Here is a 17,315-nt window from a genome sequence, read left to right on the forward strand (position 1 = left end):
TAAGACAATGCTGGTAAAGTGACTTAATAATTTAAATTTAAACAGCGTTAGCTAAAATTTTGTTTAACTTAGATAAATCAATTAGTTTATATTGATCTTGCTGTAAAAAATAATCGCATTGCCAACGCTGAGTGCTTTTTGCTGCGTAACTAAATACACCTGAACCATTCAGAGCCCTGCTTTCGCTCCATGGTGGAAACACCCTAAAAGCCGTTTTTCCTTTCCGGTTAGTACCTGTAACTATGCCTTTTTTAACTAACAACTCAACCGGAAATAAAAATAAACCGCTTTGTATATTTGCTAATTGGTTATTAATAGTGGTTAATCCATCACTTGCAACCGCTACTAATAAATAGTCAAACTCGTTGGTAAATGGGATTGGTTTAGAATTACTTCCATCCGCTGGCCGTTTCCACAGTGCTAAAAAAGCGCCAGGTCTATCGGGAGTAACTTTAGCTTTTCTGTAAATTATTCGCTTATGGTTTATAGTGAATGCAAATCCATGGTACTGAGCATTTTGACTATGAGGTATTAAATCATCAGCGTTTGGAAGTTTATACCCTAATGGAGTAAAGTTGTTTTGTAGAACGACTAACAATTCATCATACAAATTATCAGTCGTCATTAAACTTTTCATATATAGCATCCGTTTTATATAAAGTAAGTTCAAACCCTTCAGCCATTTTGTAATGAAAGAGTTTTTAAAGTTAGCGGGTCTTACTATACAAGTATTTATACATAACTACAGGTGATAAATTTTTATGAAACACACTTTAGCGCTAGCATTAACCTCTGTGGGGCTTTTGTTTAGCTCATTAACGTACGCTAAAACTGAACAAGCTATTTTAGCCGGAGGCTGTTTTTGGTGTATGGAAAGCGATTTTGAAAAACTCGAAGGTGTAACCGATGTGATCTCAGGTTTTACCGGCGGTGAACTTAAAAACCCTACCTACAATGGTAATCACCGCGGCCATTACGAAGCCGTTCTAGTTACCTACAACACTGACGTATTAAGCTATCAAGATATTTTAAACCATTACTGGGTTAACATTGACCCTTTTGACGCCAAAGGCCAGTTTTGTGATAAAGGCCCAAGCTACCGTAGCGCGATTTTTGTTGCTAATGAGCAACAACGACAATTAGCTAAGCAATCTAAACAAGCTGTAGTTAACGAATTTCCTGATCAAACAGTGGTAACGCCAATTCTCGACGCTAAAACCTTTTACCCGATAAAAGGCGATGAAAGTTATCATCAAGATTACTATAAAAATAATCCTATTCGTTATAACACCTATCGCTGGCGCTGTGGTCGCGACAGTCGCCTAGAAGACATTTGGGGCGATAGAGTTACCCATTAAGTTTATTAAACCAAAAAGGCTGCAAAAAATGCAGCCTTATTAATATTTAAGCTATGATAATTTCTTTTTTACAGGAAACACCTTAAACCAAAATGCCATTTCAAAAACAAAGCCCGCAATAATAAAAATAAATAAGCCGGTAGTGCTACCGTATGAATAACACGCAATAGCGGCAATAATTAATGCAGCTAAAATCAACCATTTTATAAATACATTCATCTCTAATACCCTATTGGTTAATAATATAATTTGAATTAGCAACTATCAGTTATTTCTTGATTCTTTAATAAAGCGATATCTAAATTCAGACAAGTAACCGAGTACCATAACCAACATTGTAGAATTAAAATCACCATTAATAAGAAGCGTCCAAATATACTCTTTAGTATTAAAGCTGATGTATACGCTCATTACAAAAGCAACAATGCTACACCCCTTAAATGTCCATGAATATTCACCAAAAAAAGACTCAAACATACTTTTGTCAATAGGTTTATCTTCCATAATAACTCCTTGCATTTACGACGTTTTTTAATAAGTTTGCTTATCGTAATAGCTAGCTTATTGTGTGTCTATTATATCGTTAAAGTTAAATGTTACGGTTTGTTTCTGCATCGCTTTTATTATCAATAAGGGTTATTTGAAGAACCTTAAGTTACCAGTGTGTCCATACAAGTACATCCTAGCTTAAAACAAGTTACTAGATGATTTAATTCAAAGGTAAAATTTTTTGTTGCCACAAAAGGGACTAATGAGTACTTTAATTAAATAACTAGTTTTATAACCTAACCTAGTTATTAAGTACTAAATACAATTTCATACCTTAAATTTATACAGGAGATTTTCCTTGCTTGATATCATCGCGCTTTTTATAAAAGTAAATCATTACAAAACATTTAATGAAGCGTCAGTAAAGTTAAATATTCCTTTACCCACGTTACAAAGAAAAATAAAAAAACTTGAAGAAGACTTATCGTTAGCGTTGTTTTATCGTGAAAAAGGAAGGCTGCGATTAACAGAGCCTGGAAAGAGTTTCTATAGCCACTGCCTAGCCCATGTAGAAGGTTTACAAACTACGCTGTGCAATTTTAAGAACTTCAGTGAAAATAAAGTGAGTAAAATTAAACTAATAGCGCCGCAAAACTTTATAAAGAGTGTGTACTTCTCAGGCGTTATAAATCAATTCACATTACTTTATCCAAATATTAAGATTCATATGATGCTATCGGATGAACGCCTTGATTTAAAAGCCACTGAGTTTGATTTAGCCATTAGAATTGGAAAACTAGATAGCTCACAAAATATATGTAAAGTTATTAACCAAATGAGTTTTGTTTTAGCTTGTTCATCGAGTTTAATTGAGCAATATGGCATACCAAGTAATTTTGACGATTTAGCTAAACTACCCCACATATCGTGCTCGCCATTCGAAAACTGGTCCTTTAAAGCAAATAAAAGTGAACAGGTAATTTTTAAACCTCAAGCCAACTTTATTTCTAACGATATAGAAATGTGTGCATTAGCTGCTATTGAAGGAAGAGGTGTTTATTATGGTCCAAAATATTGTTTATTACCGCATATAAAAGACCAAAGCCTAGTAGAGGTATTAACTCAGTACACACCCATTAAGCGAGATGTAAACCTGATATGGCCTGATAAACTAATTCCAAAAAGTACACGCTACTTAATCGATTTTTTAGAGCATTCTCTTAAAGGGATCAAAATGTAGATACCTCATCACTTATACTTTTATTAATTTTTTGTAATGTTTAAGCAACTAATATTTTTGAAAAACCAACTTTCATTTAAGTCTCTATAAAAAATTAGCTAGTTCTTTAGAATCAAAATCGGTCCAAAATTAGATTATTTAATTAGGGCCTAGTTTAAATATAATTTTTTAAAGGATGTAACTTAATGAAAAGAATATTACCCCTATTGCTTTTGTCACACACTAGTTTTGTAAGTGCCAACACAACGGCAATTTATCCAGATCAACTTAAAAATGAAAGCTTAGGCGCTGGATTATGCTGAGCTGATAATAGATTAATAACAAAGGCCGAAGCGCAAACCTACAGAAACGAGCTTATTAATAAAATGGGTAAGTGGCAAATAACGGGATTAGCTGATGGTTGGGTTATTATGGGCTCTGGCTACGCAGGTGAAATAAAACAAGGGTCTGCTGCAAATTCTTGGTGCTACCCTACCGATCCCATTAATGAAATTCCTACATTAAGTCCAGTAAAAGTATCCCCTGGCAGTCAAAGCCAAATTGAATGGGACTTAGTAAATCAAAAAGAGAGTTTTATAAAACCCCTTTCATACCTTGCTCACACAATGGGATTTGCGTGGGTTGGTGGAAATCGTTCAAGCTATGTTGGTGATGACATGGAGGTGACCAAAACGGGCTCAGGATGGAAAATACAAGGTTACAACGGTGGCAGTTGTGATGGTTATCGATGTGACGAGAAAACAGCGATTACCGTATCTGACTTCGAATATGTGATGGATAACGAATCATATAAAATAACAGGTGATATTGTTACTGCTGACAAAGAACTAATTAAAACGTTATCAGTCCCTGCAGTGAATGACACGTCAGCAGCTCAAATATCTGTCGTTACAATTGAATACGATGCAGCAACCAATTGGTCAAAAACCAATGACTACAGTATTTCAGAATCTGTTACCCTTGAAAACACATGGAAGTCCCCTTCTGTTACTGGTGGATCAGACACTTCATTATCTGTCACAATCGCAGCGGAGCAAGCTTGGGGAACAAGTAACGGCGGCTCTGAAGCCGAACGTGTTGTTGTACAGGCAAGAGCCAATGTACCAGCATACACACAGCTTAATGCAAAGGTCGATTTGTTTAAATCATCAATATCGTATCCTTATGCATTTGATGCAGATATTACCTATAACCTATCAATAGATGGCTTTATGCGATGGGGAGGCAATGCTTTATTAACTCACCCAGAAAACAGACCTGATGAAACAGCTAATTTTGTAATTGGTCGTTGGGCAGGTCAAGAAAAAAGCATTGAGTATCAATGGGAACACCGCTATATACCAGGTGAGAATAAAAAATGGGATTGGCCTTGGATGATACAACAAACAAGCTTATCAACAATGCAATACTATTTAAGTCATGTTTTAAGACCTAAAAAAACAACCCTAACAGGCCACTTTTATGCACAAAGTCAATTTGCTGGTAGCGTTTATTTTGGTGACGAAACACCACTTCTCACCAACCAAAGAAGTAAGCGAAGCATTTCAACGAGTGAATACTCTAGTGCTGAAAAGTTAAAAAAAGAGTTTGAAGATGCTGGTTTTAAAAATGTAATTGTTAATATTGAAATGATTGATTTATAAATCCCCGCGGGCTCTCATAATGAGAGCCCTATTTTATCAGTTAAAACTAAAAATATAATTATTACCCACCTCTTTTACTGTTCACTTTAATAGAAAACACATTCAGCTAAACCAACTTCGCCTTTAGTTTATTTAAAAGTTATGCTTTGATGCACTAATAAAAGGTTTAATCTCTTGAGTCTACTAACTAGATTTCAGTACAACATAATTATAAAAATAATAAGAGAACACAATGGCACAAAATACAAACAACAGCGTAGTAATACTCAGTGCGGTTCGTACCGCTATCGGCAGCTTTGGTGGCAGCCTCAAAGATTTTAGCCCAGCTGAGCTTGGCACTTTGTGCGCAAAAGAAGCCCTAAATCGGTCTAAACTATCTCCTAATCAAGTAGGTTCATGTGTGGTAGGCAAAGTTATTCATAACGGCCCTAAAGACGCATACCTATCAAGAGTCATTGGTCTCGATGCTGGGTTGCCTATAAGCAGCCACGCTGTAACGCTTAATCGATTATGTGGTTCAGGGCTTGAAGCAATCATACAAGCGGCACAACAAATTCAATTAGGTGATGTAGATGCAGCCATTGCTGGCGGAGCAGAAAGCATGAGTAGCTCTGCCTATACTCTCGAAAGTAATCGCTGGGGGCAAAAAATGGGAAATAGTACCATTGTTGATGAGCTCACCACGACCTTACAAGACCCATGGGATAATAACCCGATGGGTATAACTGCTGAAAACATTGCAGAAAAATATTCAATTAGCCGTCAGCAGCAAGACGAGTACGCAGCAAACAGCCATCACAAAGCAGCAAAAGCCATTGCTGCAGGTCATTTTAAACAGCAGATTGTGCCCATCGAGATTAAATCACGTAAAGGCACGCACGTTTTTGACACCGACGAACATGTTCGCGCCGATACCACAGACGATAAACTTGCCACTTTAAAGCCCTACTTTAAAAAAGATGGCACCGTTACCGCAGCAAGCTCATCAGGTATAAACGATGGTGCAGCCATGTTGGTACTTATGTCAGAGCAAAAAGCAAATGACCAAGGCTTAAAACCGCTCGCTCGTTTAGTGAGTTATGCCAGAGCAGGCGTTGATCCTACTTTAATGGGTATCGGCCCTATTCCTGCAGTACAACAGGTATTTGAAAAAACCGGCTTAACCATCGACGATATGGATGTGATTGAGTCTAACGAGGCCTTTGCAGTACAAGCACTGTGCGTTGCTAACGAATTAAACTTTCCTGCCCATAAGGTAAACCCGAATGGCGGCGCCATTGCCTTAGGCCACCCTGTAGGCGCAACAGGTGCAATTTTATCAACTAAATGCTTGTACGAACTTAAACGAATTCAAGGTAAATATGGGTTAGTCACAATGTGTATTGGTGGCGGGCAAGGCATTGCAGCCATTTTTGAAGCGCTTTAGTTTTAAGTTTGTAACAGCTGCTTTATATCACATTAGATTTAAACATAAGGGCTCCATTCACTAGGAGAACCAACAGACGCTTTGCTTTTAGAGGAAAAACAGGGAGCAAAGCGCTGCTACACCTTATTGCTTAACAACAAAAAGCTTGCCTCAAACGTAGGCAAAACTCTCGTCTACAAAACGTGTTTTAAAGTTAACTTTCTTACGCCTACTAAAACACCACCAAATGAGATTGAAAATAATATCGGTAAAAACAGTAATGTTTCGGTGTTTTCTATATTTATAGCTGGGCTACCAATAACTGCCAGCGTATTAATTAACAGCAGTATCAAACTTGATTGCAGGTAGCCCTTGTAACCAATAGCCCCTGCGAACAACAGCATAATAAATGAACCTGAAACCGCAGGCGTAAAAGGCGCCGCGGCGAGTAACATACAAAAAAACGAAAATATAACAGCACATCCAATTATTACTTTAAACATAACAACCTCCATGATAAATGGCTTTTAATCCACCAGCTATTTATAACTGTATTACTAAAAATCGTATTCCACTTAACAGGTATCAACTAATTTTTAGTTTATTAATAACCCCAATATAAAAACTACCTATTTCCAAACTGCCGTTCACAAGGCTCGCCATCTTTATCCCCGTCCATTTTGGTATTTGGGCAATGTTGAATAAAAAATAATGCCTCTGCATACGAGGTCATTTGGCTACAATGTTGGCGGCCATCACAACGAAATGTTGGTGGTGTTTTATTAAGTGAGCTTGAACTAGCGGGCATAAATGACTCTAAGTTAGCATTAGTCACTACTGGTGTTTGCTTGGTATTTAAAAAACCGGTTTTATACACACTAAAACCAATACTAAAAATAATACCAAGTGTTATAAGTTTCATTAAAGGTGAGTTCTTACCTGAGGTTTTACTTATTCTAACCGGCCTTGATGAAGCTTTTATGTGTGGTTGTGCGAGTACGCCCTCAATACGGCAATTTACAGCTTTAGTTTTACCGTTAGGCTCAGTCGCAACCTCAAAATAGATAATGTCACCCACTTTAGGTTTACGACACATATGTTTTAGCGATGAAATGTGTATAAAGGTATCGTGTTGTAGTGTGGTTGATTTAATAAAGCCAAAGCCTTTATCGTCATTCCAAGATTTTAATAATCCTTTGTTCATCCTTGAATCATCCATTTAATAGCTGTTAATTTTACACCCGTTTTAAAAAAGGTTTAAAACCAAGCAAGCCTTAGTGAGTTAAACTTAGCAATTTTCCCTATTAACTAACTCATTTTGCAAAAAAGCGTATTTTTGCTTCTTTTAATGTGCTTAAAAATACAGAAAACGCACAAATTCCGCCCCCCATAAACGCAATTTGAAAGCTTGATAGTGACGAGAAACTAAATTGCTGAGAATACATGTACTGCCCAAATAACTGTGCAAAGGTAGCCACACCTAAAATAATTAACAATGGGCACACAACTAGCGTAAACCAAAACCAAATACGTTTAATACCTTTCATAAAAAATCCTTTTATTTTAAATTTAACTTAGAGATTAATTAACTTATAAGCTACCAGCATTTTATTTTTAAAACAGCTTATAAGATTGCCGCATGAATTTGATGTCTAAAGTCAAGATTTGACCCCTTTGGTTCATTACGTCAGTATCATTGATAATACAGGACTTATCCTTGTTCACAAGAAAATTAAAGATGACCCAGAAGCACTACTAAAACTACGTAAACCGTATACCGGTGACATTGTGGTTGGCGTAGAATGCATGCATTGCTGGTATTGGGTCGCTGACTTTTGTAAAGAACACACTATCGACTTTATTCTCGGTCATGCGTTATATATGAAGGCGATTCATGGCGGTAAAGCCAAAAACGATAAAATAGATTCATATAAAATTGCCAAACTCATCCGAGGGGGAAACTTCCCACTTGCTTATGTGTATGACAAAGATATGCGTGCTACGCGCGACTTATTACGCCGAAGAACTAAAATTGTTCGCCACGGGGCTGATTTAAAAGCCCATGTCGCCAATACCGCCAGCCAGTACAATTTACCTGCCCACAACGTGAATTTAAAGAACGTCTGCGACAGAGAAAAGATGCGCTATTATTTCCCTGACCCCGTTGTGCAACGATCTATTAATTTAAATATGGCCATACTCGATTGCTATCACAATGAGCTTAAGCCTTTAGAGCATTATATTGAACAAATGGCCAAGCAACACAACCCTGTCCACCTTAATATCTTGCAAACAATTAGTGGTATAGGCCGCATTCTCGCACTTACCATTATTTATGAAATTGGTGACATCAATCGCTTTTCAAGCGTACAAAAGTTCGCTTCATATAGTCGGTTAGTCAAATGTAAAGCAGAGTCTGCCGGCAAAACCTATGGCACCCAAGGTAACAAAATTGGCAATGCACATCTAAAATGGGCGTTCTCCGAAGCCGCTGTATTGCTGCTGCGTCACAATCATAACGCCAACAAATACCTCGAAAAACTACAAAAACGAATGAGCAAAGCCAAAGCACTGTCAGCGCTTGCGCATAAGCTTGGTCGCTGTGTTTATTATATGCTTAAAAAAAAGACGGTATTCGATGAAGCAAAATTCTTAAAGAGTTAGTCACGGTACTGAGTGAGCTGAACATCTAACTGGATATAAGGCTGAGCATCAATCAATTGGGTGAATTAATAACCAACAAGGTTTAACCTGATTATATGCCTACAGACCTAAGCCACTTGTCTTGATTAGACGCTCAGTACGCGTGCATTAATACAATAAACAAAGTCGCTTACACCTGACTTGAGCCTGAAACTAACTGGATCATAATGATGAAACCAGCCGCCTTGAATAGTGCCATGATGAGGTTAACCGATGAATGTCTAGTGCCTCAGCAACCCCAAAAGGATATGGGAAAAACCTGGCTGCGATGAGATCGCAATAAGAGAGCCTCTATATGTGTTTGCCGTAAGCTACTTGCTTAACAGCCGTATCGACAGACGAAGTAAACGAATTTGTTTATTGGTTTAGAATTGACCGTCAATTTATAAAAACGGTCAAAAAGAACACTAATGCCTATTGACAGAGTTAAGGCTCATATGTGTTAGTTTCCATTTTCACCAAACTTATTCAACAACTTTTCAGTTAGCATTTGCGCCTGTTCAATATCTTGAAATTCCATATTTTGATGAATACGATGCTTGATAAAATCTAATTTCAAGTAAATATCGTTATCCTCTACTATTTTTAACCCAAAGTCTGCATATGCTATGACTTTTAAATAGTTTGGGTTTCCAGTGTCAGGATCGTAATTTTGATACTCTTTTACCAGCCTTAATATTGACTGCTCTCCACCAGTCAAAGCAACACTTTCGGAAAGGCGGTATTTCAATTTATTAAATTTAACTCTTTGCTTTATTGTGTCTTCTCTGCTTAATTCATCTAAGCCTTTACTTTGAAAATATTCTCTATCCGAAACAGCCCATAACTCTGCTACGGCATTATCGGAACCTAATTCAATTGCTTTAAAAAGTAATTCAACAAAGTCATCAGATATAAAATTAAATTGTGAACAGCGCTCAAAACGAGACAAAACCTCTTCGATATACTCGTAGGGCTCACCCACCTCATTTACTTTGCTCATCCATTTATCAAGTTCATCTTGAGTTTTGGGTATTGCGCTGCAACGACGTATTTCTTTTGCTTCAAGTAAGTATTCTTCTGCGGATGCAAGTTCACTAACACCTATATCAGTTTCAATCGTTGATTTTTCTTTGCGCTTTAAGTCTTTAGAAACAGCGTTTTCACTATCATTTTTATCTCTAAACTTTTCAATTTCACTATGTTCTTTTGGAATAAAATAGAAAACAACTAAGGCCAAAATTGATATAGCAAGAGCAAATTTTTTCACGAAACCTCGACAGGAAACTAACAACTTTGTCTACGACATTTGTCGTTTTATAAACCGACAAATGTCCATATATTACATTGCATTTATCTTAGCCCTCAAATAAACACCTGTAAACAACTAGTTAACTACGGCTCATACTTCATAAATGCAGAAATACCCCAAAATGGTGGAGATCAGTAATATTAGACAAAACACCACCACTGTATAAATAACCAGTATCGCTAAATGTGCCATTTTCCGCTTAAAAACACCCAACTAACTGGCTGTAAATTTAGCCTGGTGGTTTTAATTTTTGCCGCTGTTGATTATGATGTTCGTATTGCCTGCCTTTTTAAATCCATTAAGGTTTTTCAGTCATTTTATTAAGGATTATCTCATGTCTAGCTATAACGAATCTCCAGAGCAAATTGCACAGGCCACTGAGGGCTATGTGATGCAGCAAACCATGTTGCGTATTAAAGATCCAAAACCGTCGCTGGCATTTTATGAAAACGTATTGGGTATGAAGCTGTTAGGAAAGTACGACTTTCCTGGTATGGAGTTTACCTTGTACTTTTTAGGCTATGAGCAAGATATGCCAAAAGGCAGTGATAAAGAAAAAACCCAGTGGGTGTTTCGCCGCCCTGCGCTGATTGAGCTTACCCATAACTGGGGCACTGAAAACGACGACAGCTTTACCGGTTATCACAGTGGTAATGAAGAACCAAAAGGCTTTGGCCATATTGGTATAAGCGTACCCGATGTATACGCTGCTTGTGAGCGCTTTGCTAAATACGATGTGGAGTTTGTAAAACAGCCAGATGGCGGCTCAATGAAGGGCCTTGCATTTATTAAAGACCCTGACGGTTACTGGATTGAAATACTTTCGCCAGAGGGCATTACAGACATTATTCAATCACAATAAAAACTATTAAACATAAAAAAGCCTGCAAATGCAGGCTTTTTGTTTACAAGTACTGTGAAAAACTTGAATTTTTTTAACGACGTAGTGCGTCTATACGTGCATCAAGCGGTGGGTGAGATGAAAACAACTCAGCCATGCCTTTACCACTGGCTATACCAAAGGCCATCATTGAGCCTTCTAATTGCGATGGGTGGTTTTGCTTTAATCGCTCAAGGGCTGAACGCATTTTATCTGCGCCTACCAACTGAGCTGCACCGTTGTCGGCTGCAAATTCACGCTTGCGGCTGTAATGGGCAACCACCACACTGGCTAATACACCAAATAATACTTGGAATAACATATCGAATAAGAAGTAAGTCCAGCTGCTGCCGCCCTCTTCTTCATCGCTATTTATAAAATTATCTACAATGCCCGCCAGCACTTTTGCGGCAAAAATAACAAAGGTATTAACCACGCCTTGAATAAGCGTTAGCGTTACCATGTCGCCATTAGCCACGTGCGATACTTCGTGTGCAAGCACTGCCTCGGCTTGATCTTGGGTCATGCTGTGTAATAAACCCGTACTTACCGCCACCAGCGAGTTATTTTTACTCGGGCCGGTTGCAAAGGCGTTCATTTCTGGGCTGTCGTAAATCGCCACTTCAGGCATATTAATACCGGCTTTTTTAGCTTGCGTAGCAACGGTATTCATTAACCACTGTTCGGTTTCGTTGCTTGGTTTAGTAATAACCTGTGCACCGGTTGATTTTTTCGCCATCCATTTCGACATATACAAAGAAATAAACGACCCACCAAAACCAAATACAGCAGCTATTAATAAAATACCACCCAGGCTACGATGGCTTAAGCCCAGCGCACTCATTATGATTGAAAGCACAACACCTAATACCAACATAACCGCGAGGTTAGTTAATAAAAATAAAAATACACGTTTCATACATGGTCTCCAAAAATAACATTTATTGCTGAGCGATTTACTATGTTTGATCGGCTTTGAGCAATCACTGCGTTATGACACACTATGTCATAACGTCAGCGCTATTCTGTGACAAACTATGTCACAACACAAGGGTTATTTATGGATTTAGTAATAATTTTTCAAGCAGGGTTTTATAAATTTGTAATTTAGGGATTTGCTCGGTATAGGGGCTTATAGCAAGCAACGGGAATGGTAAACGTGCTTTAAGTGAATCTAAGTTTGCTTGGTATTCATCCATAGTGCCATCAACTTGGTTAGCAATCCAGCCAATGCAATTAACACCCATACTTTGCATATGGGCTGCAGTGAGTAAAGCATGATTAATACAGCCAAGTTTCATCCCTACCACTAATATTACGGGTAGTTGCTCTGCTTTTACCCAGTCGTATAAATATTCGTTATTATTAATTGGCAATGCCCAGCCGCCCGCACCTTCTGTTAAAAGGTAGTCGGCACCTTGTTGCTTCACATTTTTATAAGCGGTACGTAGCTTTTCAACACTTAGGTTTACTCCTACTTGCTCTGCTGCAATGTGCGGAGCTATGGCGGGCTTAAAAGCAAACGGATTAATAATGTCGTACTTAGCGCTCACGGTCGCGCTTTCCATTAGCATTAAGGCATCGGCATTCACAAGCTGATCAAACGCAAGTTCACACCCTGATGCAATCGGTTTAAAGCCTATTGCGCGCTGCTTATGTTGGGCGAGTAACTTTAATAGCAAACTAGTTACGTGGGTTTTACCAGCGTCGGTATCGGTACCGGTAATAAAAAATTGCTGCATTGCCTTACCTTTAAATTTTTGCTTTTTCTAATGATAACAATACCACATGGTAAGATACATGGGCTTGGTTGTTTATAAGCGGATACGCAGCACATATTTTTTGCAGCGCCGATTTAGTTAATAAACCAGGGCGTTGGGTTGCTTTATTTTGCGACGTTGCGCCAATGGCTTTAATTGAACTAATCGCTTTAAGCGGGCTTGTAAACTCATCGGTATAAATAACCTCTGTCGCGCTATTAATAATAAACCCTGCCTTTTCGACCGATTGGTTTATATTGTCGCTACTTAAAAAGTTATTAATGTGGCTATGCGAATCAAGCGCTGCAAACGCGGTTTTTATTTCACCAAGTGAGCCTTCTACCACCGTACTTATGTACGCCTGCCCTCCGGGCTTTAAAGCTGAATGTAATGAATGCATTAGCATTTCAAAATTAGCCGACCACTGCAGCGCAAAATTACTAAATACCACATCAATACTATTTTGTTGTAATGGCAAATTATCCATGTCGGCGCAAATACGCGGTGCGTTTACTGCACTATTTTTAAGCATGTTGAGGCTTAAATCCATGGCAATTACCTGTTTATATATTCCTTGTAACTTTTGGGTATTCACTAACGGCCCTGCGCCTAAATCAACACAGTGTTTGTGCTTTGTGCTCGCATCAAGCTTAATGAGTTTAATTAAATCGATTGCTGCTTGTTTTTGCACATGCGCATGGGCTACATATTGGTTTGCCGCCGTTGAAAACTTGCGTTGCGTTACCTGCTTTAAACTATTAACAGCTAAACAAGCTAACGGTGACTTTATACGCGAGTTCGTATTTGTAGCGTGTGCGCTTATCATGCAATGGCCTTTTTTAAACAATTTACCAATGTTGTTATGTCTTGCTCGGTATGGGCGGCGGTTAAGGTAACGCGTAGCCTTGATGTATTATGCTGCACAGTTGGCGGGCGAATAGCGGTTAGCCAAATACCCTGTTGTTTGAGCTGCTCACAGGCTTTTAAAGTCTGTTCGGCACACCCTAAAACTAAGGGTTGAATGGCAGTGGTCGAATCCATTAAGGCAATTTTTTGCTCATTGGCTAAACGTTTAAATAAAGCAATATTAGCGTTTAATTTGGCTCGCTTGTCGTTAGCATCACGTATGGTTTTAATTCTTGATAATGTATGCAAAGCAATAAATGGCGACATTGCGGTCGAATAAGTGTAATCGCGGTTAAACTGCAGCATGTAATCAATAAATTCACTCGAACCTAATACACACGCCCCGCTACTTGCTAGCGCTTTACCAAAGGTGATCACTAAAATATCTGGTAAATTATCTGCCGCTATAAGTGGCTCACAGCTTCCCAAACCCGATTTTCCCAGTACGCCAAAGCCATGCGCATCGTCTATCATTAACCAGGCGCTATGTGCTTTAGCTAAACTCAGTAACTCAATTAATGGTGCTTGGTCGCCATCCATTGAGAATACCCCCTCACTCACAATCAGTTTATACTTAGCATTTGACTTTTCGAGCCGTGAACGTAAATGATTCATGTCGTTATGATTAAAGCGCACAAGTGCTGCGTTTGCATGCAGTGCACCGTCGATTAAGCTCGCATGATTAAGTTTATCCTGAAAAATCGCACTTTGTTGAGCAATAGTTTTATCTTGAAATAACGCTTTTATAACACTGCTATTAGCACTAAAGCCCGAATTAAACAGCATGGCATTGTTATAGCCCAACTGAGCACATAAGTATTTTTCGAGCTGTTGCTGCGCACCTTGATAGCCTGTTACTAAAGCAGAGCTATGACTTCCTAAGCTATGCATACCTTCAAGCAAAGTGGGCTCATCCGCAAAGCCTAGGTAGTCGTTACTAGCAAAGTTAAGATAGCGTTTATTATCAACTATAATTTCACGCGCACTGGCTTGCTCAATAACATAACGCTTGCGGTTAAGCGCGCTTTGCTGGCGCGCTTGTAAATGGCTATTTATAAAATCAAATGACATAGCAATACACAATGTTAAGCAGGATAAAACAATTCTGAACTGGCTTTATCGGCCACTTTAGAAGATAACGACGCAGCAACGGCTTCATCTGAATAGTCTTCGGCTGTTTCAGGGTTCATACCCAGTTTTTTAATTAATTGCATATCGGCATCTGCTTCTGGGTTTTCGGTAGTCAGGAGTTTATCACCATAAAAAATTGAATTAGCACCGGCAAAAAAACACATCGATTGCATTTGCTCATTCATTGCACTGCGCCCTGCCGATAATCGCACATAGCTATGCGGCATCATAATACGCGCGGTGGCAATAGTACGAATAAACTCAAACTGATCTAAGTCGTCTACGTTTTCAAGCGGTGTCCCTTTTACTTTTACTAGCATGTTAATTGGGACGCTTTCTGGTTGCTGCGGCAAATTAGCCAATTGCATTAATAACCCATAACGATCGCTGGGTTGCTCACCCATACCGACAATACCACCAGAACAAACTTTCATACCGGCATCACGCACATGATCAATAGTGTTTAGTCTGTCTGCAAAGGTACGGGTAGATATAATTTGTTCGTAGTATTCAGGTGAGGTATCTAAATTATGGTTATAGTAGTCAAGCCCGGCATCACTCAGCGCATGGGCTTTTTCATTGGTAAGCTTACCTAGGGTCATACAGGTTTCAAGGCCAAGCTCTTTTACTTCTTTAACCATTTTTGAAATGTACGGCATATCACGATCTTTAGGATCTGACCACGCAGCGCCCATACAAAAACGGGTGGCGCCTTTTTGTTTTGCAAGGCGTGCTTGCTCTACTACTTTTTCTACTTCTAGTAGACGCTCTCGTTCTAGGTCGGTTTTATAATGACCAGACTGCGGGCAATATTTACAATCTTCAGGGCAAGCACCTGTTTTTATTGATAGTAAAGTAGAAATTTGCACCTGATTAGGATTAAAATTAGCACGGTGAACGGTCGCGGCTTTAAAAAGCAGATCGTTAAACGGCATTTCAAATAAGGCTTTAACCTCGCTATGGGTCCAATCGTGGCGAACTGTTGCAAGCTCCATAATACTCTCTTTTATTTTTTGCTCTTGGTGTTATTGGCTTAGAATACGTATTGCCGTACCATTGTCAACGAACCCCACTTAGTTAAAGTTTACATATGAACATAAAACACACAATAGACCTTGATTTTGACCGAAATCACATTTGGCACCCTTATACATCAATGACTCAGCCGATTCCGGTTTACCCTGTTACACATGCCAATCACAACCTTATCTACTTAGAAACAGGTGAAAAACTCATCGATGGTATGGCCTCTTGGTGGAGCGCAATACATGGCTACAATCATCCCGTTTTAAATCATGCGATGACAGAGCAAATCAATAAAATGAGCCATGTAATGTTTGGCGGCATTACCCATTACAGCGCAGTGGAGCTTTGTAAAAAGCTAGTAGCAATAACGCCTGATAATTTAAATAAAGTATTTTTAGCCGACAGTGGCTCGGTAAGTGTTGAAGTCGCGATTAAAATGGCACTACAGTATTGGTTAAGCCAAGGTATAAGTACTAAACAAAAGTTAATGACTCCGTTTAAGGGCTATCATGGCGATACTTTTGCAGCCATGAGTGTGTGCGATCCGGTTAATTCTATGCATAGCTTGTACTCTGGCTTTTTACCTGAGCATGTATTTGTACCTGCACCTGTTAGCCAATTTAATGACGAGTTTAATCAAGCCGAGTCGGATGAACTAGAACACTATTTTTTAAATCACCACCAGCACGTTGCCGCCTTTATTATTGAACCCATAGTACAAAACGCAGGAGGAATGAACTTTTATCACCCTGATTATTTAGCCTGTGTGCGCAAGTTATGTACTCAATACAATGTACTGCTCATTTGCGATGAAATTGCCACGGGCTTTGGCCGTACCGGTAAAATGTTTGCTGTAGAGCACGCCAATGTACAACCAGATATACTTTGCATTGGCAAGGCACTTACCGGTGGCAGCATGACTTTATCAGCCACGTTAACGACCGACAAAATAGCAATAGGCATTAGCGAAGGTGAAGCCGGTGTTTTGATGCACGGACCTACATTTATGGGCAATCCACTCGCCTGCGCCGTAGCATGTGCCAGTATAGACTTGTTGCTGGGGCAAAATTGGCAACAGCGAATTAGTGAAATAAACCAAGCGTTACAGCAATTACATCAGTGTAACTCACTTACTGATGTAGCGAATGTTCGCACTTTAGGTGCAATTGGCGTGGTAGAGCTGACAGATGAGGCAGGCATAGTAGATGTAGCTAAAATTCAGGCTTATTTTGTTAGCCAAGGGGTTTGGATACGACCCTTTGGTAAACTAATTTACCTAATGCCACCGTATATAAATGACGATACCAGTATAAAACACCTTTGTGATGCAATATATAACGCCATAAAGGGTAAACATTACGTATAGATGGTTAATTATTTTAGCCACGACAGTTAAAATTTAATTGATACTACTGTTTAGTTATTATTCCTCTGTAAAGTTTAGTAAATTTAGTCCTTTGGCTTGATTTAGTATGTTGATCTG

General features: G+C 38.8%; 19 protein-coding genes. 7 read left to right on the forward strand and 12 right to left on the reverse strand.

Translation table 11 applies throughout. The features are described from left to right. Positions 1–37 precede the first annotated feature (37 nt). The gene (locus tag B1F84_RS07520) at positions 38–670 is read right to left on the reverse strand and encodes a MepB family protein (protein WP_240701988.1); all 633 of its coding nucleotides are present in this window, start codon (positions 668–670) and stop codon (positions 38–40) included. A 91-nt stretch (positions 671–761) separates the two neighbouring features. Between B1F84_RS07520 and msrA the strand changes: the two genes are divergently transcribed. After that, a complete protein-coding gene (gene msrA, locus B1F84_RS07525; protein ID WP_131691050.1) occupies positions 762–1,358 on the forward strand; it encodes a peptide-methionine (S)-S-oxide reductase MsrA in 597 nt (198 codons plus the stop codon). 51 nt (positions 1,359–1,409) lie between these two features. Here msrA and B1F84_RS17935 read toward each other — a convergent pair whose 3' ends face one another. Continuing rightward, on the reverse strand, positions 1,410–1,577 hold the full coding sequence (locus tag B1F84_RS17935) for a hypothetical protein (RefSeq protein WP_165489681.1): 168 nt from the start codon (positions 1,575–1,577) through the stop codon (positions 1,410–1,412). A 45-nt stretch (positions 1,578–1,622) separates the two neighbouring features. Beyond that, complete coding sequence (locus B1F84_RS07530) at positions 1,623–1,862, reverse strand: hypothetical protein (protein ID WP_008464905.1); 240 nt, start codon at positions 1,860–1,862, stop codon at positions 1,623–1,625. A 343-nt stretch (positions 1,863–2,205) separates the two neighbouring features. Here B1F84_RS07530 and B1F84_RS07535 point away from each other — a divergent pair, with 343 nt between their 5' ends. The 3 genes from B1F84_RS07535 to bktB all read left to right on the forward strand — a co-directional run bounded on the left by B1F84_RS07535 (position 2,206) and on the right by bktB (position 6,156). Continuing rightward, positions 2,206–3,087, forward strand: coding sequence for a LysR family transcriptional regulator (locus B1F84_RS07535; RefSeq protein ID WP_131691051.1), 882 nt, complete (start codon positions 2,206–2,208; stop codon positions 3,085–3,087). A 317-nt stretch (positions 3,088–3,404) separates the two neighbouring features. Next, complete coding sequence (locus tag B1F84_RS07540) at positions 3,405–4,730, forward strand: aerolysin family beta-barrel pore-forming toxin (protein WP_276319963.1); 1,326 nt, start codon at positions 3,405–3,407, stop codon at positions 4,728–4,730. A gap of 232 nt (positions 4,731–4,962) precedes the next feature. Continuing rightward, positions 4,963–6,156 (forward strand): beta-ketothiolase BktB, encoded by a 1,194-nt coding sequence (gene bktB, locus B1F84_RS07545; protein ID WP_131691052.1) that lies wholly within the window; start codon positions 4,963–4,965, stop codon positions 6,154–6,156. Between the two features lie 173 nt (positions 6,157–6,329). Here the strand turns inward: bktB and B1F84_RS07550 are convergent, their stop codons facing one another. The 3 genes from B1F84_RS07550 to B1F84_RS07560 all read right to left on the reverse strand — a co-directional run bounded on the left by B1F84_RS07550 (position 6,330) and on the right by B1F84_RS07560 (position 7,682). Continuing rightward, positions 6,330–6,638 carry a DUF6419 family natural product biosynthesis protein gene (locus B1F84_RS07550; protein WP_131691053.1) on the reverse strand — a complete coding sequence of 103 codons (309 nt, stop codon included), beginning with the start codon at positions 6,636–6,638 and terminating at the stop codon, positions 6,330–6,332. A 122-nt stretch (positions 6,639–6,760) separates the two neighbouring features. Next, positions 6,761–7,339 (reverse strand): cold shock domain-containing protein, encoded by a 579-nt coding sequence (locus tag B1F84_RS07555; protein ID WP_131691054.1) that lies wholly within the window; start codon positions 7,337–7,339, stop codon positions 6,761–6,763. Positions 7,340–7,448: 109 nt separating this feature from the next. Beyond that, complete coding sequence (locus B1F84_RS07560; protein ID WP_008113861.1) at positions 7,449–7,682, reverse strand: hypothetical protein; 234 nt, start codon at positions 7,680–7,682, stop codon at positions 7,449–7,451. Between the two features lie 118 nt (positions 7,683–7,800). Between B1F84_RS07560 and B1F84_RS07565 the strand changes: the two genes are divergently transcribed. Continuing rightward, positions 7,801–8,799 (forward strand): IS110 family transposase, encoded by a 999-nt coding sequence (locus tag B1F84_RS07565; RefSeq protein ID WP_131691055.1) that lies wholly within the window; start codon positions 7,801–7,803, stop codon positions 8,797–8,799. A gap of 481 nt (positions 8,800–9,280) precedes the next feature. On the opposite strand, the gene B1F84_RS07570 is transcribed toward B1F84_RS07565, so the two are convergent. Then, complete coding sequence (locus tag B1F84_RS07570) at positions 9,281–10,087, reverse strand: hypothetical protein (RefSeq protein WP_131691056.1); 807 nt, start codon at positions 10,085–10,087, stop codon at positions 9,281–9,283. 376 nt (positions 10,088–10,463) lie between these two features. Between B1F84_RS07570 and gloA the strand changes: the two genes are divergently transcribed. Continuing rightward, complete coding sequence (gene gloA / locus B1F84_RS07575) at positions 10,464–10,991, forward strand: lactoylglutathione lyase (RefSeq protein WP_131691057.1); 528 nt, start codon at positions 10,464–10,466, stop codon at positions 10,989–10,991. Positions 10,992–11,064: 73 nt separating this feature from the next. Here the strand turns inward: gloA and htpX are convergent, their stop codons facing one another. From htpX to bioB, 5 genes are all read right to left on the reverse strand, one after another. After that, on the reverse strand, positions 11,065–11,928 hold the full coding sequence (gene htpX / locus B1F84_RS07580) for a protease HtpX (protein WP_128583812.1): 864 nt from the start codon (positions 11,926–11,928) through the stop codon (positions 11,065–11,067). A 139-nt stretch (positions 11,929–12,067) separates the two neighbouring features. Next, positions 12,068–12,751: a dethiobiotin synthase gene (bioD, locus tag B1F84_RS07585; protein WP_131691058.1), complete on the reverse strand. Its 684-nt coding sequence runs from the start codon at positions 12,749–12,751 to the stop codon at positions 12,068–12,070. Positions 12,752–12,761: 10 nt separating this feature from the next. Then, positions 12,762–13,595, reverse strand: coding sequence for a methyltransferase domain-containing protein (locus tag B1F84_RS07590; protein WP_131691059.1), 834 nt, complete (start codon positions 13,593–13,595; stop codon positions 12,762–12,764). Next, complete coding sequence (locus tag B1F84_RS07595; RefSeq protein WP_131691060.1) at positions 13,592–14,746, reverse strand: 8-amino-7-oxononanoate synthase; 1,155 nt, start codon at positions 14,744–14,746, stop codon at positions 13,592–13,594. The genes B1F84_RS07590 and B1F84_RS07595 overlap by 4 nt, the downstream gene beginning before the upstream one ends. A gap of 14 nt (positions 14,747–14,760) precedes the next feature. Next, complete coding sequence (gene bioB / locus B1F84_RS07600; protein WP_010390068.1) at positions 14,761–15,801, reverse strand: biotin synthase BioB; 1,041 nt, start codon at positions 15,799–15,801, stop codon at positions 14,761–14,763. Positions 15,802–15,896: 95 nt separating this feature from the next. On the opposite strand from bioB, the gene bioA reads away from it, so the two are divergent. Next, positions 15,897–17,198 carry an adenosylmethionine--8-amino-7-oxononanoate transaminase gene (bioA, locus tag B1F84_RS07605; protein ID WP_131691061.1) on the forward strand — a complete coding sequence of 434 codons (1,302 nt, stop codon included), beginning with the start codon at positions 15,897–15,899 and terminating at the stop codon, positions 17,196–17,198. The last annotated feature ends 117 nt before the right edge of the window (positions 17,199–17,315 follow it).

This window comes from Pseudoalteromonas sp. DL-6 (assembly GCF_004328665.1).
GTDB lineage: Bacteria > Pseudomonadota > Gammaproteobacteria > Enterobacterales > Alteromonadaceae > Pseudoalteromonas.